This is a genomic window from Rhodanobacter sp. UC4452_H20, assembly GCF_052978205.1.
In genome coordinates this window covers 2572215-2595765 of record NZ_CM129662.1, presented here as the reverse complement: position 1 = coordinate 2595765, position 23551 = coordinate 2572215, and the positions used below count along the sequence as shown (strand labels likewise).

At 68.3% G+C, this 23551-nt stretch carries 20 protein-coding genes; 9 read left to right on the top strand and 11 right to left on the bottom strand.

Features of this window, described 5'->3' with window-relative positions; translation table 11 throughout:
- Window positions 1-10: 10 nt before the first annotated feature.
- From ACVCMC_RS12255 to ACVCMC_RS12235, 5 genes are all read right to left on the bottom strand, one after another.
- Window positions 11-673 (bottom strand): DsbA family oxidoreductase, encoded by a 663-nt coding sequence (locus ACVCMC_RS12255; protein ID WP_395121061.1) that lies wholly within the window; start codon window positions 671-673, stop codon window positions 11-13.
- Window positions 674-749: 76 nt separating this feature from the next.
- Complete coding sequence (locus ACVCMC_RS12250; RefSeq protein WP_447097477.1) at window positions 750-2408, bottom strand: NAD(P)/FAD-dependent oxidoreductase; 1659 nt, start codon at window positions 2406-2408, stop codon at window positions 750-752.
- A 124-nt stretch (window positions 2409-2532) separates the two neighbouring features.
- A complete protein-coding gene (locus ACVCMC_RS12245) occupies window positions 2533-2757 on the bottom strand; it encodes a hypothetical protein (RefSeq protein WP_395121063.1) in 225 nt (74 codons plus the stop codon).
- Window positions 2758-2980: 223 nt separating this feature from the next.
- Complete coding sequence (locus ACVCMC_RS12240) at window positions 2981-3487, bottom strand: DUF1993 domain-containing protein (protein WP_447097476.1); 507 nt, start codon at window positions 3485-3487, stop codon at window positions 2981-2983.
- Window positions 3484-4839 (bottom strand): TCR/Tet family MFS transporter, encoded by a 1356-nt coding sequence (locus ACVCMC_RS12235; protein ID WP_447097475.1) that lies wholly within the window; start codon window positions 4837-4839, stop codon window positions 3484-3486. Before ACVCMC_RS12235 ends, ACVCMC_RS12240 begins: the two co-directional genes overlap by 4 nt.
- A gap of 125 nt (window positions 4840-4964) precedes the next feature.
- Here ACVCMC_RS12235 and ACVCMC_RS12230 point away from each other — a divergent pair, with 125 nt between their 5' ends.
- Window positions 4965-6671 (top strand): dipeptidyl-peptidase 3 family protein, encoded by a 1707-nt coding sequence (locus ACVCMC_RS12230; RefSeq protein ID WP_447097474.1) that lies wholly within the window; start codon window positions 4965-4967, stop codon window positions 6669-6671.
- An 88-nt stretch (window positions 6672-6759) separates the two neighbouring features.
- Here the strand turns inward: ACVCMC_RS12230 and ACVCMC_RS12225 are convergent, their stop codons facing one another.
- Window positions 6760-7614: an alpha/beta fold hydrolase gene (locus tag ACVCMC_RS12225; protein WP_447097473.1), complete on the bottom strand. Its 855-nt coding sequence runs from the start codon at window positions 7612-7614 to the stop codon at window positions 6760-6762.
- A complete protein-coding gene (hemH, locus tag ACVCMC_RS12220; protein WP_447097472.1) occupies window positions 7611-8666 on the bottom strand; it encodes a ferrochelatase in 1056 nt (351 codons plus the stop codon). The genes ACVCMC_RS12225 and hemH overlap by 4 nt, the downstream gene beginning before the upstream one ends.
- Window positions 8667-8774: 108 nt before the next feature.
- On the opposite strand from hemH, the gene ACVCMC_RS12215 reads away from it, so the two are divergent.
- From ACVCMC_RS12215 to tatC, 4 genes are read left to right on the top strand one after another with little or no spacing between them, the layout of a single operon-like run.
- Entirely contained in the window at window positions 8775-9464 is a 690-nt protein-coding gene (locus ACVCMC_RS12215; protein ID WP_447097471.1) for a lipid-binding SYLF domain-containing protein, read from the top strand.
- A gap of 59 nt (window positions 9465-9523) precedes the next feature.
- Entirely contained in the window at window positions 9524-9763 is a 240-nt protein-coding gene (gene tatA, locus ACVCMC_RS12210; RefSeq protein WP_447097470.1) for a twin-arginine translocase TatA/TatE family subunit, read from the top strand.
- Window positions 9764-9790: 27 nt separating this feature from the next.
- Entirely contained in the window at window positions 9791-10231 is a 441-nt protein-coding gene (gene tatB, locus ACVCMC_RS12205; RefSeq protein WP_447097469.1) for a Sec-independent protein translocase protein TatB, read from the top strand.
- Window positions 10218-10997 carry a twin-arginine translocase subunit TatC gene (tatC, locus tag ACVCMC_RS12200; RefSeq protein WP_447097468.1) on the top strand — a complete coding sequence of 260 codons (780 nt, stop codon included), beginning with the start codon at window positions 10218-10220 and terminating at the stop codon, window positions 10995-10997. Before tatB ends, tatC begins: the two co-directional genes overlap by 14 nt.
- A 4-nt stretch (window positions 10998-11001) precedes the next feature.
- Here tatC and ACVCMC_RS12195 read toward each other — a convergent pair whose 3' ends face one another.
- Together ACVCMC_RS12195 and ACVCMC_RS12190 are read right to left on the bottom strand one after the other, a co-directional pair.
- Window positions 11002-13176 (bottom strand): primosomal protein N', encoded by a 2175-nt coding sequence (locus tag ACVCMC_RS12195; RefSeq protein ID WP_447097467.1) that lies wholly within the window; start codon window positions 13174-13176, stop codon window positions 11002-11004.
- Between the two features lie 374 nt (window positions 13177-13550).
- The gene (locus ACVCMC_RS12190) at window positions 13551-14744 is read right to left on the bottom strand and encodes a DUF3667 domain-containing protein (protein ID WP_447097466.1); all 1194 of its coding nucleotides are present in this window, start codon (window positions 14742-14744) and stop codon (window positions 13551-13553) included.
- Between the two features lie 106 nt (window positions 14745-14850).
- Here ACVCMC_RS12190 and ACVCMC_RS12185 point away from each other — a divergent pair, with 106 nt between their 5' ends.
- Together ACVCMC_RS12185 and sppA are read left to right on the top strand one after the other, a co-directional pair.
- Entirely contained in the window at window positions 14851-16254 is a 1404-nt protein-coding gene (locus tag ACVCMC_RS12185; RefSeq protein WP_395121075.1) for an MATE family efflux transporter, read from the top strand.
- A gap of 17 nt (window positions 16255-16271) precedes the next feature.
- Window positions 16272-18137 carry a signal peptide peptidase SppA gene (sppA, locus tag ACVCMC_RS12180; RefSeq protein WP_447097465.1) on the top strand — a complete coding sequence of 622 codons (1866 nt, stop codon included), beginning with the start codon at window positions 16272-16274 and terminating at the stop codon, window positions 18135-18137.
- A gap of 10 nt (window positions 18138-18147) precedes the next feature.
- Here the strand turns inward: sppA and ACVCMC_RS12175 are convergent, their stop codons facing one another.
- Window positions 18148-18354 carry a hypothetical protein gene (locus ACVCMC_RS12175; protein ID WP_395121077.1) on the bottom strand — a complete coding sequence of 69 codons (207 nt, stop codon included), beginning with the start codon at window positions 18352-18354 and terminating at the stop codon, window positions 18148-18150.
- A 109-nt stretch (window positions 18355-18463) separates the two neighbouring features.
- Between ACVCMC_RS12175 and ACVCMC_RS12170 the strand changes: the two genes are divergently transcribed.
- Window positions 18464-19258 (top strand): SDR family oxidoreductase, encoded by a 795-nt coding sequence (locus tag ACVCMC_RS12170; protein ID WP_447097464.1) that lies wholly within the window; start codon window positions 18464-18466, stop codon window positions 19256-19258.
- Between the two features lie 22 nt (window positions 19259-19280).
- Here ACVCMC_RS12170 and ACVCMC_RS12165 read toward each other — a convergent pair whose 3' ends face one another.
- On the bottom strand, window positions 19281-20225 hold the full coding sequence (locus ACVCMC_RS12165) for a DegV family protein (RefSeq protein ID WP_447099494.1): 945 nt from the start codon (window positions 20223-20225) through the stop codon (window positions 19281-19283).
- Between the two features lie 358 nt (window positions 20226-20583).
- On the opposite strand from ACVCMC_RS12165, the gene ACVCMC_RS12160 reads away from it, so the two are divergent.
- Entirely contained in the window at window positions 20584-23523 is a 2940-nt protein-coding gene (locus tag ACVCMC_RS12160; RefSeq protein WP_447097463.1) for a TonB-dependent receptor plug domain-containing protein, read from the top strand.
- The last annotated feature ends 28 nt before the right edge of the window (window positions 23524-23551 follow it).

Sequence of the window (23551 nt, the reverse complement as noted above, 5' to 3'; positions counted from 1 at the left end):
ATCGCGCGCCCTATCGCGCGGCGGCGATCTGCCGCAACGCCTGCTCGAACGCCTCCGGCGGCTGACCGCCGGAGATCAGGTGCTGGCCGTTGACGATGGTGGCCGGCACCGAGTGGATGCCGCGCGACATGAAAAACTGCTCCTGCGCGCGCACCTCGTCGGCAAATTCGTCGCTTTCGAGCAACTGCCGCGCCCGTTCGCCATCCAGCCCCGCTTCGACAGCCAGCCGCGCCAGCGTGTCGTGCGAACTCACGTCCTCTCCGTCGGTGAAATACGCGCGCAGCAGGATCTGCTTCAGCACCAGCTGCCGCCCTTCCAGCTCGGCCCAGTGCAGCAGCCGGTGCGCGTCGAAGGTGTTGTAGACGCGGCTGCGCCGGTCCATGTTGAAGGTGAAACCGAGTGCCGCGCCGCGCGCACGGATCGCCTCGCGATTGGCGTCGATCTGCTCGGCCGAACTGCCGTACTTGCGCCGCAGGTGCTCGGTGGAATCCTCGCCTTCCGCCGCCATCTGCGGATTCAGCTCGAACGGCTGGAAGTGGATTTCCGCGGACACCTCGCCATCGAGCTTCGCCAGCGCATGCTGCAATGACGCCAGGCCCACGGCGCACCAGGGACAGGACACGTCGGAGACGAAATCGATGCGCAGCGGAACGGGAATCGCTGACGTGGACATGGGATACCTCGCAAATCCGGGGGGGAGGCAGCGGCGCTGCGGACCCGACCCAAGATGCGGCCGGGGCGCGGCACAATCAATCGTCTGCGCGAACCCGGCTTTTCGCCATGTCCAGTGCCAGCGCCTCGGCCACCTTGATGCCGTCCACAGCGGCGGAAAGGATGCCGCCGGCGTAGCCGGCGCCTTCGCCGGCGGGATACAGGCCGCGGACGTTGAGGCTCTGCAGGCTGTCGTCGCGCGTGATGCGGACGGGCGAGGAGGTGCGCGTTTCCACGCCGGTGAGGATCGCGTCGTGCATCGCGTAGCCGCGGATCTGGCGCTCGAACGCGGGCAGCGCTTCGCGGATCGCGGCGATGGCGTAGTCGGGCAGCGCGCTGTCGAGGCTGCCCAGGGTGACGCCGGGCTTGTAGGAGGGCTGCACGTCGCCCCATTCGCGTGATGCGCGACCGGCGAGGAAGTCGCCGACCAGCTGCGCGGGCGCGTTGTAGTTCTCGCCGCCGAGGGTGAAGGCGTGGCTTTCCAGTGCACGCTGCAGCGCGATGCCGGCGAGCGGGCCTTCACCGTACGGCGCGAAGTCGGACGGCTCGATGCCGACCACCACCGCCGCGTTCGCGTTGCGCTCGTTGCGCGAGTACTGGCTCATGCCGTTGGTGACCACGCGGCCCGGCTCGCTGGTGGCGGCCACCACGGTGCCGCCGGGGCACATGCAGAAGCTGTACACCGAGCGGCCGCGTCCACCCTGATTTCCCTTGCCGTGATGTACCAGCTTGTAGTCGGCCGCGCCGAGGATCGGATGGCCGGCCTGCGGCCCGAAGCGGGCGCGGTCGATCACCGACTGCGGGTGCTCGATGCGGAAGCCGATCGAGAACGGCTTGGCCTCCACGTATACGCCGCGCGCGTGCAGCATCTCGAACGTATCGCGCGCGCTGTGGCCGAGTGCCAGCACCACGTGATCGGATCGCAACTGCTCGCCGCTGGCCAGGGTGACGCCGCGGATCTGCTGCCGGCCGTCCGCGCGCGGTTCGAGCAGCAGATCGTCCACGCGCTGGCTGAAGCGGATCTCGCCGCCCAGCGACTCGATCGTGGCGCGCATGTGCTCCACCATCGTCACCAGCCGGAACGTGCCGATGTGCGGCTTGCTGACGTAGAGGATCTCCTCCGGCGCGCCGGCCTTGACGAACTCGGTGAGCACCTTGCGGCCGTGGTGTTGCGGGTCGCGGATCTGGCTGTACAGCTTGCCGTCGGAAAAGGTGCCGGCGCCGCCCTCGCCGAACTGCACGTTCGACTCCGGATGCAGGTTGCGCTTGCGCCACAGGTCCCAGGTGTCCTTCGTGCGCTCGCGCACTTCCTTGCCGCGGTCGAGGATGATCGGGCGGAAACCCATCTGCGCCAGGATCAGGCCGGCGAACAGGCCGCAGGGGCCGAAGCCGATCACCAGCGGGCGGTGTTCGAACCGCGGCGGTGCCTCGGCCACGAAGTGGTAGCGGGTGTCCGGCGTGGGCCGCACGTGCGCGTCGTCGGCGAAGCGTTGCAGCAGTTCGGCTTCGCGCGGGGTGTCGATGTCCAACGCGTAGATCAGCGTGATCGCGCCACGCTTGCGCGCGTCGTAGCCGCGGCGGGCGATGGTGTAGCCGGTCAGCTCGCCGGGTTCGAGCTCAAGCCGCCTGGCGATGGCAGCGGCAAGCGCGGCCTCGCCGTGGTCGAGCGGCAGCTTGAGGTCGGTGAGTCGCAGCATGCGTGGGGTCCGGTGCGCCGATGGCGCGCGCGATTCCCGGCGCCTTCGATGGGCCGGCCATTGTCGACGCCTTGCGTGCGGCCGACAAGGCGGCCGGCGAGCGGAAACTGACGCTGCGGGTCACTCAGGCCGCCAGCAGGGTCAGGAACTGCTCACCGGTTGCCCGCGGGTGCAGCAGGATGAAGCGCGTGTGCGCCGGGTCCGTGTGCTTGCGTGCCGCGGCGACGCAAACCTCGCCATCCTCCGCGATGATGGCGGGGGGCGTGGCACGCTGCTCATCCCAGGGCGCGCGGCACAGTTGGCCGTGTTGCGGGCCGCCGGCGATGATGCATTCAAAAATCCTGTTCATGGAAAGTCACTCGAAGGGGAAGAACCGTGGGGACGAGTGACAGCAAGCAGGGGACGCGCCAGCAGCGGGCAGGCAAAGGTGGTGTGCGTCACAGTTTGGGACATGCGCCGCCAGTCGCGGCTGATCGCCGTGGTTTCAACGAGTGGAGCGGCTGGGGCGACTGCTTGCGGTGGCGAGTCCGGCCTCCGCCCGGACTCGCTCCCGCAGGACGGAGTTCGCCCGCTCAGGCTTCGCCGATGAAGTCTTTCTTGCCGATGTCGGTGCCCGCTTCGCGCAGGATGTTGTAGGCGGTGGTGCAGTGGAAGAACAGGTTGGGGATGGTGAAGCCGAACAGGTACGCCTGACCCTCGAGCGTGACTTCGCCGGCGCGTGTCTTCATCACGATGGTGCGGGTCTCGCTGCCGTCGATCTGTTCGGCGCTGAAGCTCTTGACGTAATCGATTGCGCGCGCGATGCGGTCGTAGGCCTGGGGCAGGGTGGTCTCGTTGTCCTCGAAGGACTTCGGTTCGACGCCGGCGAGGCGTGCTGCGCCGCGCGTGGCCATGTCGCAGGCGATCTGGATCTGCTTGATCAGCGGCAGCATGTCCGGGATCAGCCGCACCTGCAGCAGCACCTCGTCGCTGACGTTCTTCGACTTGGCGTGTTGCTCGCCCTTCTGCAGCACATGGTTGAGGTTGCCCAACGCGCGGACAAAGACGGGGACGGAGGCCTGGTACATGGAAAGTGTCATGGTTTTTCTTCCTGCGGGTGAACCGCCTGCGGCGGATGGGTGGGTGTTGCCGGATGGATGGCGGACAGTGCCGGCGCGTCGCCGGGCAGCGGTTCGGCCGTGATGTGGGCGGCGGGTTGCGGCAGGCGCCGGGTGGCCCGCGCGGCGATCACCAGGCCCGCCAGCATCAGGCCCGCCGACAGCACGAAGGCGGCGCCGGGCAGGTGCAGCGGCGAGCCCGGCGCGATCGACAGCGCAAACACCTGGGCGAACAGGTACGGCCCGAAGATGCCCGCGAAACTGCCCAGGCTGCCGATCGCGCCCTGCAGTCGACCCTGCTCGGAGGGATCGACCTGCTGCGTCATCAGGGACTGGATCGGCGGCATCGCCAGGCCCCACAGGGCCAGCAGGGGGATGCCGAACAGGAAGGCCCAGCCGACATCGGCCACGCCCATCACCAGGAACGCGCCCACGCCGAACAGCATGCCGGCCAGCAGCACGCGGCGTTCGCCGAAGCGCGGCGCCAGCTTGCCGGTGAGCACCGCCTGCACGAAGCCGTCGCAGGCGCCGACCAGCATCAGCACGTAGCCCACCGCCTGCGGGCCCCAGTGGTAGCGGTAATCCGCGTACAGCACGAACACCGTCTGCAGCACGTAGTGGGCGAGGTAGACCAAGAACAGCACGATGGCCAGGTGGAACACCTGCCGCTGGCGGCGCAGCAGCTTCAGCGAGCCGAACGGATGCGCGCTGTGCAGCTCGATGCGCGCGGTGCGGCGTTCGGCCGGCAGCGACTCGGGCAGGATGAAGCAGCCGTACAGGAAGTTGCACAGCGCCAGCCCGGCCGCCACCCAGAACGGCAGCCGCAGCGCGATGCCGCCCAGGAAACCGCCCAGCCCCGGGCCGATGATGAAGCCCAGTCCGAACGCGCTGCCGAGGATGCCGAACGCGGCGGCGCGCTTCTCCTTCGGCACGATGTCCGCGATGTACGCGTTGGCGGTGCTGAAGCTGGCCGCCGTCATGCCCAGCAGCACGCGCGCGGCGAACAGCAGCCACAGCGTGGGCGCCAGCGCCAGGATCACGAAATCCACGGCCAGGCCGAGGTTGGAAACCAGGATCACCGGCCGCCGCCCGAAACGGTCCGACAGCGCGCCCTGCACCGGCGAGAACACGAACTGCACGATCGCGAACACCGTGCTGAAGATGCCCACCCACCACGCTGCCCGGGCGATGCCGCCGCCGGCCAGCTGCTCGATCAGGTGCGGCAGCACCGGGATGATGATGCCGAACGCCAGCATGTCGAGCAGCACGGTGACGTAGATGAAGGCCAGCGCGGCGCGATGGCGCGGAGCGACAGGCATCGACGGCTGGTCCATGGACGTGGCGAAGCGAGGGGAAGGCGACGATAACCCACGCCTGCCGCGGCCGCATGTGCAACCGGTCAGGTATCCCCGTGCCGCCGGAGCGATACCATGCAACATTCTCTCGCCAGGACACGATCATGCTGCGACGCCTGCTTCCCGCCTGCCTGCTGCTCGCGCTGTCCGCCTGCTCCTCCCATCCCGACGCCGCGCAGCCGGTGTCGAAGGAAGAGCTGGCGCCCGCGCCGACGACCTCCGTGGTCGCGCCCGCCGCCGTCGAGACGGCGGCACAGGTGCAGCGGCATCTGTCCGACTACGCCACGGTGAAACTCACGGCGGACCTGTCGGCGTTCGATGCCGGGCGGAAGCAGATGATCGCCCTGCTGGTGGAGGCCGCCGACAGCATGAACGCGCTGTACTGGAAGCAGAGCTGGGGCGACCGTGACGCTCTGCTGGCGAAGATCGGCGACCCGGCGGTGCGCGAATTCGCCGAGATCAACTACGGCCCGTGGGACCGGCTGGACAACGACAAGCCCTTCGTCGACGGCATCGGCCCGCGCCCGGCCGGCGCGCAGTTCTACCCGGCCGACATGACGAAGGAGCAGTTCGAGCAGTCGCCGCTCAAGGACAAGACCGCGCTGTACACCCTGTTGCGCCGCGACGCGCAGGGCCAGCTGCTCACCGTGCCCTACCACGAGGCGTACAAGGCCGAACTGGAAAAGACTGCCGGCCTGCTGCGCGAAGCCGCGAAACTGGCAAAGGACGCCGGCTTCCGCAAGTACCTGACGATGCGCGCCGACGCGCTGCTGAGCGACGACTACCAGCCCAGCGACTTCGCCTGGATGGACATGAAGAGCAACCCGGTCGACATCGTGATCGGTCCGATCGAGACCTACGAGGACCAGCTCTACGGCTACAAGGCCAGCTACGAATCCTACGTGCTGATCAAGGACCAGGCGTGGAGCGCGAAGCTCGCGCGCTTCGCCAAATACCTGCCCGAACTGCAGCGCGGCTTGCCGGTGGCCGACAAGTACAAGGCCGAGAAGCCCGGCTCCGACGCCGACCTCAACGCCTACTTCGCGATCTACTACGGCGGCGACGCCAACGTCGGCGCCAAGACCATCGCGATCAACCTGCCCAACGACGAGCAGGTGCAGCTGAAGAAAGGCACGCGCCGGCTGCAGCTGGAAAACGTGATGCAGGCGAAGTTCGACAAGATCATGCTGCCGATCGCCCATGAGCTGATCGCCGAGGATCAGCAGAAGAACCTCACCTTCGACGCATTCTTCCAGAACACCATGTTCCACGAAGTGGCGCACGGCCTGGGCATCAAGAACACGCTGGACGGCAAGGGCACCGTGCGCAAGGCGCTGAAGGACCAGGCCTCCAGCTTCGAGGAAGGCAAGGCCGACATCCTCGGCCTGTACATGGTCAGCAAGCTGGCCGACAAGGGCGAGCTGGACAAGTCGAAGCTGATGGACAACTACGTCACCTTCCTCGCCGGCATCCTGCGCTCGGTGCGCTTCGGCGCCAGCGATGCGCATGCCAAGGCGAACATGGTGCGCTTCAACTTCTTCAAGCAGCAGGGCGCGTTCAGCCGTGACGAGAACACTGGCCGCTACCGCGTCGACTTCGACAAGATGACCGCGGCGATGAACGCGCTGTCGGCCAAGCTGCTGACCATCCAGGGCGACGGCGACTACGCCGCGGCGAAGCAGCTCACCGAGCAGATGGGCGCGGTCGACGCCGAACTGGCCGGCGACCTGAAGCGGCTGGATCAGGCACACATCCCGGTCGACATCCGCTTCGAGCAGGGGTTGGACGTGCTGGGCCTGAAGAAGCTCTGACGAGTCTCGGACGCGGTAGGGCGGGCACTGCCCGCCGGCTTCTGCTCCTGCCTTGTGTCGTCATGCAGTGCGGCGGGCATTGCCCGCCCTACGGCAGCGGTGACGAGTTTTTGATCCAGTCGGTGACGGCTTGCGGGTGTTCGAGGTGCAGGTGGTGGCCGCCGTCCATGTGACTGACTGCGATGTGCGCCACGCAAGCGGCGCGGGTCTGCATCATCGCGTCGGGCAGGTAAGGCGTCGTCGGCTGCGCCAGCAACAGCGCGGTGGGTGCGGTGATGCCGCGCAGCAGCGCGTGCACTTGCGCCTCAGCCATCCGCACGGCGCTGGAACGGGTCAGCCGCGGGTCGCTGCGCCAGCGCCAGCCGCCGTCGGTTTCGAGCAAGCCGCGTTCGACGATCGGTCGTGCCTGTTCGGTGGGCAGGCCACTGGCGATGCTGCGTGCGCTGATCGCCTGGGCGACGTCGCGGAACACCCGCAGCGGCTTGCCGTTGCTCTCGCGTGGCGCCAGCGCGTCATGGAAGCGCTGCAGCGTGTGCGAACCGTCGTCGCCGAGCGGGCCGAGGCCTTCGATCAGCAGCAGGCGCTCGATCCGCTCGGGCCGCGCCGCAGCGACCAGGCTGGCGATGCCGGCACCCAGCGAGTGGCCGAGCAACGCGTAGCGATCCAGCTGCAGCGCGTCGACGGCTGACAGCACCGCCTGCACGTGGTCGACGTAGTGGTAGCTGGCGCCGGCGGGGAGATGGCCGGAATGGCCATGGCCCGGCAGGTCCAGCGCGATCACCCGCCAGTGCGCGGCCAATCGCGGCGCCAGGCGCGCGAAGCTTCCGGCGTTGTCGAGCCAGCCGTGCAGGGCCAGCAGCGGTGGCAACGTGGCCTCGCCCCAGACTTGCGCTGCCAGCGTCGACGCGGGCAGCGCGATGCGCCGCTCGACCGGTTCGGTCATGCGCCGCCTTCCGGCCAGCCACCGAGGTGTCGGTGTATCAGCGCGGCGAGGCCGGCCACCTGTTCGGCGCTGTCGTTCAGTGCGGGGATGTAGCGCAGCGTCTCGCCGCCGGCTTCGGTGAAGAAGTCGCGGTTCTGCATCGCGATCTCCTCCAGCGTCTCCAGGCAGTCCACCGCGAAGCCGGGGCAGGCCACGTCGAGCCTGCGCACGCCGGCGGCAGCGAGCCGGCGCACGGTGGCGTCGGTGTACGGCTGCAGCCAGCGCTCGCGCCCCACTCGCGACTGGAAACTGACGACCATGTCCGCTTCGCCCAGCTGCAACCGTTCGCGCAGCAGTTGCGCGGTGCGCCGGCATTGTTCCGCGTAGGGATCGCCGAGCCGCACGTAGCGCTCGGGAATGCCGTGGAACGACAGCAGCAGTTTCTCGCCGCGGCCGTTGGCCGCCCACCAGCGTTCGATGCTGGTGGCCAGCGCTTCGATGTGGCCGTCGTCGTCGTGGTAATCGTTGACCAGGCGCAGCTCCGGCGGCCAGCGCAGCGTCTTGAGCGCGTCGGCGACGGCGTCGATGACGGAACCGGTGGAGGTCGCCGAGTATTGCGGGTACAGCGGCAGCACCAGCAGCCGGCGCACGCCCTCGCGCTGCAGCTGTTCGGCGGCGCGTATCACCGACGGCTCGCCATAGCGCATCGCCAGTGCCACCCGCAGCGTGCCGGGTTGCCGGCGATCGAACTCGGCCTGCAGCGCCGCGGCCAGCGCCTCGCTGAGGTAGCGCAAGGGTGAGCCGCGTTCGTCCCAGATCCGCGCATAGGCGTGCGCGGAACGTTTCGGCCGCACGCGCAGGATCACCCCGTGCAGGATCGGCCACCACCGCCAGCGCGGGTAATCGATCACCCGGCGGTCACCGAGGAACTCGGCCAGGTAGGGGCGCACGGCGGCGGCGGTCGGCGCGGTCGGCGTGCCCAGGTTGACCAGCAGCACGCCAGCCTGAACGGTGGCCGGTGCGGCCTCGTGGGAATGGCCGGCAACGCCGGTATAGTGATCGGGCAAGGGCATCGTGACAGTCGTGAAGCGGCGCGGTCGTACCGGCCACAAACCGCAGTCTGCCACAAGCACGCCGGCAGCCGACGCCCGACGAAATCATCTCAAGCCTATGGAGCTCCCATGTCCAAGACCATGCTGCCCCACGTGTTGCTGATCGGCCTTGCCCTGCTGCTGCCGCTGACCGCGGCGCACGCTGAGGACCCGCCGCTGGTGCGCGCGACCAATGCGGTGACGGTGCTCAACGAAATCATGCAGGCGCCCGACAAGGCGATTCCGCGCGACCTGCTGCGCGACGCCAGGGCGATCGCGGTGATTCCCGGCATGCTCAAGGTCGGTTTCGTCTTCGGCGGCCGCCGCGGCGAAGGCCTGGTCTCGGTCAAGGCCGCGGACGGCACCTGGTCCAACCCCAGCTTCATCACCATGACCGGCGGCAGCGTGGGTTTCCAGGCCGGCGTGTCGTCCACCGACGTGGTGCTGGTGTTCCGCACTCAGAAGGGCGTCGATTCGATCGTGAACGGCAAGTTCACCCTGGGCGCCGATGCCGCTGCCGCCGCCGGCCCGGTCGGACGCACCGCGCACGCCTCGACCGATGCGCAACTGAAGGCGGAGATCTACTCCTACTCGCGCAGCCGCGGCCTGTTCGCCGGTGTCGCACTGGATGGCGCGGCGCTGCGCATCGACTATGATGCGAATGCCGCCGTGTATGGCACGGGCATCACGCCGCGCCGCATTTTCGAAGGCGGCGTCAGCAACGTTCCTGCGCCGGTCGTGAAGTTCCGCGACCAGCTCGAGGAGTACACTTCGCAATGATGCGGAAGGCCGGCGCGCGCGTCGCGATGGTTTCCGGCCGTCCGTTTTCGAGGTAACACATGAGCATCTGGCATCTCGTAATCCTGCTGGTCGTGGTGGTGGTGATCTTCGGCACCGGCAAGCTGCGCAACATCGGCTCCGACCTCGGCAATGCCATGCGCGATTTCAAGAAGGGACTGAACGGCGACGAGGAAGAAGCCCGGCGCAAGGAAGATGCCGAGCGGCTGCGCGCCGATCCGCCGGCCGGCTCCGCCGACCGGGCGACGCAAGGCCAGCGCGACTCCAGCGACCCGAAGTAAGCCGCGGGCGGCGGGCGGGTTGCGGCGATGATCGAGATCAGCTTCGGCAAGCTGGTACTGCTCGCGCTCATCGCGCTGATCGTGCTCGGCCCGGAAAAACTGCCGGGCGCCGCGCGCACCGCCGGCGCCCTGCTGCGCCGCATGCGCAGCGGCTGGGACAACGTGCGCGCCGAGGTGGAGCGCGAGCTGCAGGTCGAGGAGATCAGGCGCGCCGCACGCGAGGCGGCGGCACAGGCAGAAGCCGCGCAGCAGGAAGTCCGCGACGGCGTGGATCGGATGCGCGAGCCGCTGGCGCGAGCCGTCGATGAAGTCACTGCGGCCGGCGAGTCACTGACCGCGCCGACTCCGGCCGCAGTTTCCGCGGAGGAACCCGCCGAGCCCAACCCGCAGACCGAGTTGCCGCTGGGTGAACCGGCCGCGAACCAGACCGCGGCACCGACCCGCCGGATGGCCCATGGCGACAGCTGAACCGCGCGCGCCGGAGCCGGAGCAGGACGACCTGCAGCAGGGACTTTTCTCGCACCTGCTGGAGTTGCGTTCGCGCCTGCTCAAGGCCAGCGCCACCGTCTTGCTGGTGCTGCTGGCGTTGGTGCCGTTCGCCAACCGGCTGTACACCGAGCTGGCCGCGCCGCTGGTGACGCGCCTGCCCGCGGGCGCACACCTGATCGCCACCGAGGTCGCCAGCCCGTTCGTCACCCCGCTGAAACTGGCGTTCTACGCGGCGTTGTTCATCAGCATGCCGATGATCCTGTACCAGCTTTGGGCGTTCGTCAGCCCCGGCCTGTACAAGAACGAGAAGCGCCTGGCCCGGCCGTTGCTGGCCGCGGCGCTGGTGCTGTTCTACCTTGGCTGCGCGTTCGCATACTTCTTGGTGCTACCAGCGGCGTTCCGCTTCCTCACTGCGATCACCCCGCAGGGCGTGGAGATGATGACCGACATCACCCACTACCTCGACTTCGTGACGCTGATGTTCTTCGCGTTCGGGCTGTGCTTTGAGGTGCCGGTGGCGGTGGTGGTGCTCGCCGCGGTGGGCATCGTGGACGTGGACAAGCTGCGCGCCAGTCGCCGCTACGCCATCGTGGGCGCGTTCGCCGTCGCCGCCTTCATTACCCCGCCGGACATCACCTCGATGATCATGCTGGCGGTGCCGATGTGCCTGCTCTACGAGCTGGGCGTGGTGGCGGTGCGCTGGCTGGTGAAGCCGGGCGCCTCGAAACCCGACACGGCCCGCTAGCGCGTCAGTACAAATCGATCGGGTCGACGTCCAGCGACCAGCGCACCTTGCGTGCGGTCGGCAGTGCGCCCAGCGCCAGTTGCCACGGCCGCAACACGTTGCGCAAGCCCGCGCGGCTGGCCGATTCGATCAGCAACTGGCCGCGCTGGCGCCCGGCGCGCAGCGCCATCGGCGCCGGCATCGGGCCCGCGATCTGCAGCGCCGCGCCGGCGGGCAGCGCGGCATGGGCGGCGGCAAGGAACGCATCGACCGCCTCGCGCGCGGTCGCCTCGGCACGCAGCAGCACCTGGTGGCTGAAGGGTGGCAGCCCGGTCAGCCGGCGCTCGGCCAGCAGCTCGCGCGCCGTGGCCGCGTAGCCGTGGGCGAGCAGGTTGCGCAGCAGCGGGTGGTCGGGCTGGTGCGTCTGCAGCAGCACCTGCCCGGGCTTGCGCGCGCGGCCGGCGCGGCCGGCGACCTGCACCACCAGTTGCGCCAGCCGTTCCTCGGCGCGGAAATCCACGCTGTGCAGGCCCTCGTCCACGCCGACGATCGCGACCAGGGTGAGGTTGGGCAGGTCGTGGCCCTTGGCCAGCATCTGGGTGCCGACCAGGATCGCCGGCTGGGCGTCGTCCAGCGTCGCCAGCATCGTCTCGAGGGCATCCTTGCGCCGGGTGGTTTCGCGATCCACGCGCAGCACCGGCACTCCGGGGAAGTGCGCCAGCAGCGCTTCTTCCAGTCGTTCGGTGCCGTGGCCCTGGGCGGTCAGTTCAACGGCGCCGCAGGCCGGGCACGCCGTGGGCATGCGCTGGCGGCGGTCGCAGTGATGGCAGATCAGCTGGCGCCGCCCCGCGTGCAGGGTCAGCGGGCGCTGGCAGCTCGGGCATTCGGCGTGCCAGCCGCAAGCGTGGCACAGCAGCACCGGCGCATAGCCGCGGCGGTTGCGGAATACCAGCGCCTGCTCGCCGCGCGCGATCGTCTCGGCCACCGCACTCAGCAGCGCCGGCGACAAGCCGTGCTGCAGCCGCTGGGCGCGGATGTCGATGATCTGCACCTGCGGCGCCCGCACCGCGCCGGGGCGCGCGCGCAGGTGCAGCTGGCGGTAGCGGCCGGCCTCGGCGTTGGCCAACGACTCCAGTGACGGCGTGCCCGAGCCCAGCAGCACCGGGACGCCCAGCGCGCGGGCGCGCACCACGGCCAGGTCGCGGGCGTGGTAGCGAAAGCCTTCCTGCTGTTTGTAGGAGGCGTCGTGCTCCTCGTCGACGATGATCAGGCCGGCCTGCGGCAGCGGCGTGAAGATTGCCGAACGCGTGCCCAGGATCACCCGCGCGGTGCCGGCACGGGCACGCAGCCAGGCGCGCGCGCGGTCGCCTTCGGCGAGATTGGAGTGCAGCACCTCCACCGCCACGCCCAGCCGCTCGCGCAGGCGGCGCACGGTCTGCGGCGCCAGGCCGATCTCCGGCACCAGCAGCAGCGCCTGGCGGCCTTGCGCCAGCACCTGCTCGATCAGCGCCAGGTAGACCTCGGTCTTGCCGCTGCCGGTGACGCCATCGAGCAGGAACGGCTGGTACTGGCCGAGGCTGGCCCCGACGGCGGCCACCGCTTGCTGCTGCTCGTCGCTGAGGACGGGAGCCGTCGATGGGGGGGCACGCGGTTCGGTCGGCGGTCGGTCGCGGCGCTCGACCAGGTTGGCAGCGGCGAGGCGCCGGGCGGCCTCGCGCCAGCCGCTCTGGCGCTCGTTGAGCTCCTGCGCGCCGAGCGCGCCGTCAGCCAGCAGAGCCAGCAGGGCGCGGCTGCCGCCACGGCGACTGCCGGCCGCGAGCGCTTCGCGGCCGGTCGCGGTGAGCGCCCAGTATTCCTCGCCGATTGCCGGCAGCGGCCGGGCTTCGCGCAGCGCCAGCGGCAGCGCATTGGTGCAGACCTCGCCCGGCGCGCCCAGCCAGTAGTCGGTGGCCCAGGCCAGCGTCTGCAGCAGTTCGGCGTCGAGCAGGGGGTCGTCGTCCAGCGCCCGCAGCACCGGTTTGAGCCGGGGGCCGTCCAGCGTCGATTCGACACCGCTCTCCACCACCACGCCGACCAGCTTGTCGCGGCCGAACGGCACCAGCACCCGGCTGCCCGGGCGCGGTACATCCCCGGCGGGCGGCAGGTAGTCGAACAGGGTGGGCAGCGGCAGCGGCAGGGCGACGCGAAGAACGGTCGGCATGGGGACCTCGATGGCGTCCGCCAGTGTAACCGAGGGTGCTTTTCGGCCCGCCCCGCCGGCACCCGCAGCGACCCGTCGAGTTGCGTGCACTTGCTGGCCGAAGGTCGAGAAGTTCCGGGTAAGTCGCTATGGCTACGGTGTTTTCATGCTTATCCACAATCGCTGTGGATAACTCTGTGGATGCGGCGGGGAGCGCAGCCCGCGAAGCCCGTCGTGGCGCCTTCCGTGACGGCTTGGCGAGCTTTTCGTCATGAATAAAACCGGATTTTATTCAACGACTTGCAAAACGGGTTCGGTCACCGTTCACAGAATCGACAAATGCCCGTCACATCCTTGCCGGGCGTTGCGGTGCTGTGCAAAACCTCCCCGGGCGCTCATTCCGCCAAGCCCATCGCGGCGGCGCCGAGGATGGCAAACGCCAACAGCCAGCAGTAGCACCAGCCGACCACCAGATACTTCAGCACCGTCATCGGCCAGCCCTGCCGGTAGACGCGCTTCTGCATCACCAGCAGGTAGATCGGCGCCCAGATCCAGAGTGCGTTGATCAGCCAGCCCAGCGGCGTGGAAAGCCAGGGCGCGTGTGGCTCCAGCGCCACCGCCAGCAACTGGAACAGCACCCCCAGCAGCAGGCACAGGAACAGGAAGGCGTGGCTGTGCAGGGCCACGATGAGATGCTCGACGTACAGGCGGCGGCGGAACAGGTACATCACCTTCAGCAGCAGGGCGAACGCCGGCAGCATGAAGAACATCGTCCCCGGCAGGGCGGCGAGCACCTGGCCCAGCAGGCGTGCCTTGACCGCCGAATGATCGCCCGGACCGCGCATGGCGGCGAGGTTGTCGTGCATGCGCTGCAACGACCGGTTCATCCGCGTGTTGAGGAAATCGGGCAGCCAGCTCACGTGGACCGGGTATTTCTGCGCGTCCCAGGCCATGTCCAGCGGATTGTGCCGGGCCGCTTCGGAGGGCGCGCGCGGGGCAGGCAGCGCGGGCAGGTCGGCAACCGTCTGCGGCACCACCGCGGTGGTGTCGCCCAGCTCGATGCGCCGCTGCATCGCCTCGCGGGTCAGTTGCAGGCGCGCCTTGTCCAGTTGCTGCGCGGCCAGCGAACCGACCACCGGGATCTGCTCGGTCGGCGCGAACTGCTTGAGCTGCTTCTTCAGCAGGCGATCCACCTCGGCCGGGGTTTTCGCATCCTGGAAGCTCGCGCCGGCCACGGTCACCTTCATCGGCGTGTCCGCGGCGCCGCCGGTGTCCAGCGCCATCGGCAGCAGGAAGAATGCGGCCAGGCACAACAGGAACATGGTGCGGAACGGCGCCAGGTAGCGCACGCGGCGGCCGGCGAAGTACTCCAGGGTGAGGAAGCCCGGCCGCAGCAGGAGCGGCGGCAAGGTGTGCACCACGCGGCCGTCCCAGTTGGCCACCAGGTCGAGTGTGTCCTCCAGCATGCCGTGCACCGGCCGCAGCACGCTGCGTACCGATTGTCCGCAGGCGTGGCAGAACTCGCCCTGCAGCACGGCGCCGCAATTGGCACAGTGGCTTTCGGTGGGCAAGGTGAGGGCTTGCGGCATCGGGGTCCCCGGGCAACGGCGCCGCCGATCTTCGCACAGGCGGGCCGCGTCGTACCCATGACCGATGGCTCGGGTAAAATGCGCGGCCCTGGAGTCAGATCGTGTCATGAATCCGTTTCGTCCCGAGCGTGCGCGCCTGCGGCATGAGGTGCGCGCCACCGTGCGCCTGGCGCTGCCGCTGATCGCCGCGCAGCTGGCGGCGGTCGGCAGCAACGTGATCGACGCGGTGCTGGCCGGCCACGTCAGCGCGCACGTGCTGGGCGCGGTGGCGGTGGGCGCCAGCATCTGGTCGCTGGCGATCGTCTGCGGCATCGGCATGATGATGGCGGTGCCGCCGTCGGTGGCGCAGCTGGACGGTGCCGGTCGGCGCCATGAGGTCGGCGCGGTGTTCCACCAGGCGCTGTGGCTGGCGCTGGGCATGGGCGCGCTGCTGTGGTTCGCGGTGCGCCATGCGGAGCCGCTGATCGAGCTGATCGGGGTGACGGCGAGCCTGCGCCACGACGTGCAGCGCTTCCTGCTGGCGATCAGCTGGGGCGCGCCGGCGCTGACTTGCTATTTCGCCTTGCGCGGCCTGTCCGAAGGCCTGTCGATGACGCGGCCGTCGATGTACTTCAGCCTCGGCGGGCTGGTGCTGCTGGTGCCGCTGGGCTATGTATTGATGTTCGGCAAGCTGGGCATCCCGCCGCAGGGCGCGCACGGCTGCGGCGTGGCCACCGCGATCGTGCTGTGGCTGGAGTTGCTGGCGTTCGGCATCTACGTGATCTTCCGGCGCAACTACCGCGGGCTGGGCCTGTTCGAGCGTTTCGAGTGGCCGGACCTGCACCGGATCGGCCAACTGGTGCATATCGGGGCACCGATGGCGGTGACGCTGCTGGCTGAGGCCGGATTGTTCGTGGCCACCGCGCTGATCATCGCCACCCTGGGCGAGGACGTGATCGCCAGCCACCAGGTGGCCATCAACATTGCCTCGCTGTTCTTCATGATCCCGCTGGGCCTGGCGATGGCAATCACCGTGCGGGTGGGCAACGCGGTGGGTCGCGGCGACGAGCAGGGGGTGCGCTACGCCGGCTTCTGCGGCATCGGCCTGACGCTCGGGACGCAACTGCTGTCGGCGGCGCTGATGCTGAGCCTGCCGCACTTCATCGCGTCGCTGTATACGCACGACAACCGGGTGATCGCGCTGGCCGCGCAGCTGATCATGCTGGCCGGACTGTTCCAGTTCTCCGATGGCGTCCAGGTCGCCGCCAACGGCGCGCTGCGCGGGTTGAAGGACACCCGCGTGCCGATGGCGATCACCTTGTTCTCGTACTGGGTGGTAGGCATGCCGGTGGGCTGGTGGCTGGCCTTCCACCACGGCATGGGCGCGCGCGGCATGTGGGTCGGCCTGATCGCGGGCCTGTCGGTGGCGGCGGTGATGCTGTTCGTGCGGTTCTGGCGCAGCGCGTGGAAGCAGCGCTGGCGGGCGGCTGCCATGACCGCCGTGGCCCGACCGGTTACGCTTGACGCCTGATCCCCGGGACCCTTTCCATGACTCCACCCCTGCCGCCCCCGTCCCGCCGCCGCAGCGCGCTGCAGCAACTGGGGCACGGTCTCAACGTGGTGCGGCTGATCATCATCAACGTGGTGTTCTTCGCGTTCCTGGCGATCGTGCTCATTCTGGTGGTGGCCGTCACCGCCGCCGACGAGCATGGCGTACTGCCGGGCAGCGTGCTGGTGCTCAAGCCGCAGGGGCAACTGGTCGAGCAATACAGCGCCGCGCCGCTGCAGCGGGCGATGTCGCGGCTCTCCGGCGAAGACGTCAGTCAGGTGCAACTGCGCGATCTGGTCGGCGCGATCGACGCCGCGGCGAAGGATGCGCGGATCAGCCGCATCCTGCTCTTGCCAGGCGATCTGGACAGCAGCGGCTTCGCGGCGTTGCGCGAGGTGGGCGCGGCGCTGGACCGTTTCCGTGCCGCCGGCAAGCCGGTGATCGCCTGGGGCGTCAATCTCGACCAGGGCCAGTATTACCTCGCTGCCCACGCCGACCGGGTGCTGCTCGACCCGCAGGGCGGCGTGATGCTCACCGGGCTGGCCAACTACCGCCTGTTCTACAAGGATCTGCTCGACAAGCTCGGCGTCGACGTGCACCTGTTCCGCGTCGGCGAGTTCAAGAGCGCGGCCGAACCGTACATCCTCGACCACGCCTCGGCCGAGGCGAAGCAGGCCGACAGCTACTGGATGGACGGCTTGTGGGACGGCTACCTCGACGAGGTGGCCGGCCTGCGCAAGATCGACCCGGCCGCGCTGCGCGACGACGTCGACAACCTGCCGCAGCACATCGCCAGCACCCAGGGCGATCTGGCCAAACTGGCGCTGGACCAGCATCTGATCGATGGCACCGCCACCCGCGCCGAGCTGATCGCGATGCTGCGCGGGCAAGGCGTGCCGGCCGGGGAGAAGCAGCGGGGCTTCCGCCAGGTCGATCTGGCGCGCTACGTCGACCACCTGCCGCGCGAGGGCAAGCTGCTCGCGCCCGGCGTGACGGTCGTGGTGGCCGAAGGCGAGATCGTCGGCGGCAAGCGCGCGCCGGGCACGATCGGCGGCGAGTCCACCGCCGCGCTGATCCGCGCCGCGCGCGAGGACCACCGCACCAAGGCATTGGTGCTGCGCGTGAATTCGCCCGGCGGCGAGGTCTACGCCGCCGAGGAAATTCGCCGCGAAGTGGCGCAGACCCGCGCGGCCGGCATCCCGGTGGTGGTGTCGATGGGCAACGTGGCGGCCAGCGGCGGCTACTGGATCTCGATGAACGCCAATCGCATCCTGGCCGAGCCGAACACCATCACCGGCTCGATCGGCATCTTCGGCATGTATTACACGGTGCCCGGCACGCTGGCCAAGCTCGGCATCCACAGCGACGGCGTCGCAACCGGCCCGATGGCCGGAGCCTTCGACATCACCCGCCCGCTCGATCCGAAGGTCGGCACGGTGATCCAGGCCGTCATCGACAAGGGCTACCGCGATTTCGTCGGCAAGGTCGCCGCGGCTCGCGGCAAGACGTACCAGGCCATCGACGCGATCGCGCAGGGCCGCGTGTGGACCGGCCGTCAGGCACTCGAGCGCGGCCTCGTCGACCGGCTCGGCGGGCTGCGCGACGCCGTGATCGAGGCCGCGACGCTGGCCAAGCTCGGCAAGGATTATCCGGTGCGCTACGAGGAGGCCCCGCTGGGCGGTTTCGAGCGCTTCCTGGTCAACCTCAACCACGAGGCCGCCACGCGCGTGTTGCAATCGTGGGGCGTGCGCCTGCCGCGCTGGTTCGCGCAATTGCCCGAGCTGGCGCCGGAGCTTGAGCTTCTGCGCCACGCCAGGGCCGGTACGCCGAACATCTACGCCGACTGCTTGTGCAGTCCGCGCTGAGGCGCGGGCGTTACTGCTGTTGCGCCTCGATCTGCTTGCGCTGCTCCTCGGCGTGCTTGTCGACCAGTTTCTGCACGTCCTTCGCCCGCTGCTCGTCCGCCTTCAGCGCATCGAAGGGCGTGCTGGCGGCAGCGGCGGGCTTGGCCTCCGGCTCGGGCGGCTTGTTCGAACAGGCGGCCAGGGCCAGCACGCAAAGCAGGATCGGCAGCGGCTTCATTGAGCGGTTCTCGGCGAGATGACGCTGCGAGTGTCCCGCCGCGCGACGCGGCAGGCAAGCTGTTGCCGGCAGCCGCGCGCGAGCACGGACACGTTGCTAAGCTGGCGTCATGAACAGCCTCCCGTATAACCGCGCGGACGCGTGGCAACTGCGCGGGCATACCGCCCTGGTGACCGGCGCGAGCAAGGGCATCGGCCTGGCCACGGCGCGCGAACTGGCCGGCCTCGGCGCCGACCTGCTGCTGGTGGCCCGCGACGAAGACTGCCTGGAGCAGGTACGCGTCGAGCTGGCCGAGGACTTCCCCGCAGTGCAGGTGCTCGCCTGTGGCGCCGACCTGGCCGAGGCAGAGGAGCGCTTGGCGGTGTTCGACTGGATTGCCGACCTGGGCGTGCCGCTGTCGCTGCTGGTCAACAATGCCGGCGGCAACCAGAGCGCTGCCACCCTCGATTACAGCGACGAGGCCTGCCACGCGATCTTCGAGCAGAACCTGTTTTCCGCCTTTGCGATGTGCCGGCTGGCCCATCCGCACCTGGTCCAGCACGCCAATGCGGCGATCGTCAACGTCGGCTCGGTCTCGGCGGTCACCCATGTGCGCACCGGCTCGCCCTACGGCATGAGCAAGGCGGCGCTGCACCAGCTCACCCGCAACCTGGCGGCGGAGTGGGCGGTGGACGGCATCCGCGTCAACGCGGTCGCACCCTGGTACATCCGCACCCAGCGCTCGGAGCCCGCGCTGGCCGACCCGGATTACCTGGACGAGGTACTCGACCGCACGCCGCTGCGACGCATCGGCGAGCCCGAGGAGGTCGCCGCCGCGATCGCCTTCCTGTGCCTGCCGGCCGCCGGCTACGTCACCGGCCAGGTGCTGGCGGTGGATGGCGGGTTTCTCTCGTACGGGTTCTGAGCCGCGGAGCGCGGCGGCGGCCTCAGAACTCCGGTTCGTGCTCCTCGGCCACCAGGCCCAGGGTGACCGCGCCTTCGCCGACATTCACCATGCCGGTGATGCTCATCGGGGCTTCCATCAGTTCGACGCTGCTTTCTTCGCACGCCGCGCGCAGCTCGGCGTACCCGGGGAACTGGTCCAGCACGGCCAGGTCCCCGCCGTAGCTGACGCAGACCAACGGCACCAGCAGGCCGGCCCTGACCCGCTTGGCGGCGTAGCCGAACAGGGCTTCGGCGCCCTGCTCGAAGCCGCGCACCTTGCCAACCGGGCCGGTCTCGCCGCGGAAGCAGCGCAGGATCGGCTTGATGTCCAGTGCCGAACCCAGCATCGCGGTGAACAGGCTGACGCTGCGATCGTTCTTCTTCTTGGCACGCGCGCGAATGTAATAAAGGTCGCGCGGCAGCATGTAGCCGTAGGTGTGGTTGGCGAGATCCAGCAACCGCTCGCGGATCGCCGCGGGTGCGGCGCCGGCGGCGATCATGCGGGTGGCCGCGTACACCACCGGCGCGGCGCCGGCGAAGATATTGCGGGTGTCGATCACGCGCATCATGAACGGTCCGGCCACCCCGGCCTGCTCGCGGACCTGGCGGTAGTTTTTCAGGATGGCGAAGCTCGCCTTGTTGACGTTGTCGTTGATCGGGCTGCGCGTGGCGGTGATGGTCAGGCAGAACACGCAGTCCTGTTCCAGCACCAGCTTGCCCAGGAACAACTGCTGCACGTCCTCCACCGGGCAGGGCTCGGTCTCTGCCGAATGGCTGCGGCTGCCCAGCCGGCGAGCGATGAATCGCTGCAATTCGCCGGGCTTGCGATCGTCCATGAACGTTTCGCCGTCGATCTTCACCGTGATCGGCATGACGGCGATGTTGTTCCGTTCCAGGAAGGACTGCGACAGGTCGCAGGCCGCGTCGATTGCCAAGCCCATTCGCATCATGTCGCCCCCGCCATGAGTGACCATCAGAACATAGCACGTAGCCTGCCACACCAAGGCCGTCAGCGGAGCACGTGCGACCTTTTTGCGGTACGGCTGGCCGGGCGGTGGCGCGTCCTGCCCCAGCTTTTCACGGCCGAAATGCCGAAGCGGCCGCGCCAGACGGTTCAACAAAGGCTGAATGACGACGCTTCGCCAAGTGTATGATGTCGGTTCACATAGCGTTATTTGCCTGTTAGTATCGGCGCGGATCGGGAGCTCATGGGTCCGAAATCCATCGGTCTGAGAACAGGTCGGGTTGTACTTCTGGGCTGAGCGGTGCAGGCCCATGACAAAAATCAATTCGGAGGGTGTCGTAATGAAACTTGGGGTCAAGAAACTTTCTTCGGCAGTTCGCCTGGCGCTTTCGCTGGGTGCTGTCATTGCGGTCGGTGCTTCCGGCACGGCCTTCGCCCAGGACACGGGCAACCAGGATGCGGCCAACCAGCCCAGCACCCAGAAGGCACAGACGCTGCAGACGGTGGTGGTCACCGGTTCCAACATTCGCCGTGTCGACCTGGAAACCTCCAACCCGGTGGTTGTCATGGACGCGCAGGAGATCAAGGCCACTGGCGCGCTGACCGTGGGCGACCTGGTGCAGGAACTGCCCTCCGTCACCGGCGGCGTGGTCAACCCGCAGGTCAACAACGCCGGCGGCACCGGCGGCTCCTCGATCGGCCTGCGCGGCCTGGGTTCGCAGCGCACCCTGATCCTTGTCGACGGCCGTCGCGTCGTCAACACCGACCCCAACACGATTCCGGTCGACATGATCGAGCGCGTTGAAGTGCTGACCGACGGCGCGTCCGCCATCTACGGCTCCGACGCAATCGCCGGCGTGGTCAACTTCGTGCTCAAGAAGGACTACCAGGGCGCGCAGTTCTCGGCGACCTACGGCGAGTCCGATCGCAACGACGGCAAGTCCACCGGCTACTCCTTCACGTTCGGTCAGACCGGCGACAAGGGCAGCATCATGGGTGGCATCGACTACAACAAGACCGATGGCGTGGAGGCTTCGAACCGCGACTTCTCGAAGAACTCGGTCTCGATCACCGGCAGCCCGAACAGCGCGATCTACTCGTACATCGGCGGTTCCAGCTTCCCGGCCTACGGCAACATCCAGTTGCCGGCCGCGCTGCAGGCCCAGTACGGCTGCAAGAACGTGGCGCTGAATCCGGGTGCCAGCGGTCAGAACGTCAACACCGACTACCACTGCTTCGGCAACAGCGACAAGTACAACTACGCCACGGTCAACCTGATCCAGACCCCGCAGGAGCGCACCAGCGGCTTCATCAAGGGCACCTACAACCTGACGGATCATGTCGAGGCCTACCTGACCGCGTACCACAACAAGACGACCTCCGGCTTCCAGCTGGCCCCGTCGCTGTTCGGCGTCATCTACGGCGGTTACATCTCCAAGGACAGCTACTACAACCCGTTCGGCGTGGACTTCAACCCGGATGGCAATGACTTCCGCCTGCGCCTGGTGTCCGCCGGCAACCGTTCGGCCAACTTCGGTCTGACCACCGACCAGGTGGCGACGGGCCTGAAGGGTGACTTCACCATCTTCGACCAGAACTGGACCTGGGATGCCGGCTACAACTACGGCCATCTTTCCACGAACACCATCACCCGCGGCCTGCCCAACGTGGACCTGATGAACAAGGACCTCGGTCCGTCGTTCATGGACACCGACGGTGTCGTGAAGTGCGGCACGCCGGGCAACATCATCGCCGGTTGCACCCCGTTCAACCCGTTCAACCAGTTCGATCCGAACTCGGTCGCCGTGCTGCAGAAGATCGCCTCGCCGGCCATCAACAACCAGATCGACATCCAGAAGACCTACTCGGCCAACCTCACCGGCGGTCTGTTCGACCTGCCGGCCGGCACGGTGCAGCTCGCCTTGGGTGCGGAGTACCGCAAGGAGTACACCCACAGCACGATCGATCCGGTGCTGCTGCTCGACCCGGAGACCGGCAACTGCACCTTGGGCAGCCAGTGCAGCTCGCCCCTCCAGGGTGGCTACAACGTGAAGGAAGGCTACGGCGAGCTGTTCATCCCGGTGCTCAGCAACCTGCCGGGCATCCAGGCGCTGAACGTCACCATCGGTGACCGCTACTCCAAGTACAGCACCTTCGGCAGCACCAACAACTTCAAGTTTGCGTTGGAATACCGGCCGATCCAGGACCTGCTGCTGCGTGGCACCGTGTCCGACGTCTTCCGTGCCCCGACCACGTCGGATGTGTTCGGTGCTCCGCTCAGCGACGCACCGAAGCTCAGCAACGATCCCTGCGACGGCATCACCACCGCCGGCAACCCGGCTTGCGTGGGCGTGCCGACCGACGGCACCTTCGTCGACCGCGACGTCGCCCTGGGCCAGCAGAGCAAGGGCATTGCCGCCGGCTCGCAGTACTTCAACTTCCCGCTCGGGCCGGAGCAGGGTCGCTCGTTCGACTTCGGCGCGGTCTACTCGCCGAGCTGGGCCCCGGGCCTGTCGATGAGCGCGGACTACTGGCGCCTGTACCTGACGGACACGATCACTTCGATCGGCGCCCAGACGGTGCTTGACCAGTGCTATGCCGGCAACACCAAGTTCTGCCCGCTGATCACGCGCAAGCCGCTCAGCTCCAACGACCCGGGCCAGATCATCCAGATCGGCGAGCCGACCGGTAACCTGGGCCGTACCGACGCCAGCGGCGTGGACTTCTCGGTGCGCTACAAGCTGCCGCAGTTCAGCTTCGGCAACTTCGTGGTGGGCGTGGACGGCACCTACCTGACCCGTTACGACCAGCAGACGGCGCCGGGTTCGGACGCCAACGTCACCTATCATGACGCCGGTTACTTCGGCTTCTACGGTTCGCCGGAATCGGCTTCCTGCCCGAGCGGTGGCGGCGTCTGCCTGTTCCCGCGCTGGCGCGGCAAGGGCTTCGTGAACTGGAACCTGGGCAACTGGGATGCGTCCTGGCGCATGCGTTACATCGGTGGGTTCCAGATGGGCCGCGCAGTCCCGGGCTACGCCGCTTCGCCGATCCCGAGCTACCCCAACTACGTGATGAAGTTCGGTTCGACGATCTACAGCGACGTGTCGATCGGCTACAACATCGAGCCGCTCAACACCCGCGTGTCGTTCGGCGTGAACAACGTCGCCGACAAGCAGCCGCCGTTCCTGTATGCGAACAACACGCTCAACGCCAACACCGACCCCAGCGACTTCGACCTGCAGGGTCGCTACTTCTGGGGCCGCGTGGAAGTGAAGTTCTGATCGTTCGCGTCGGCTTCGGCTGACAACG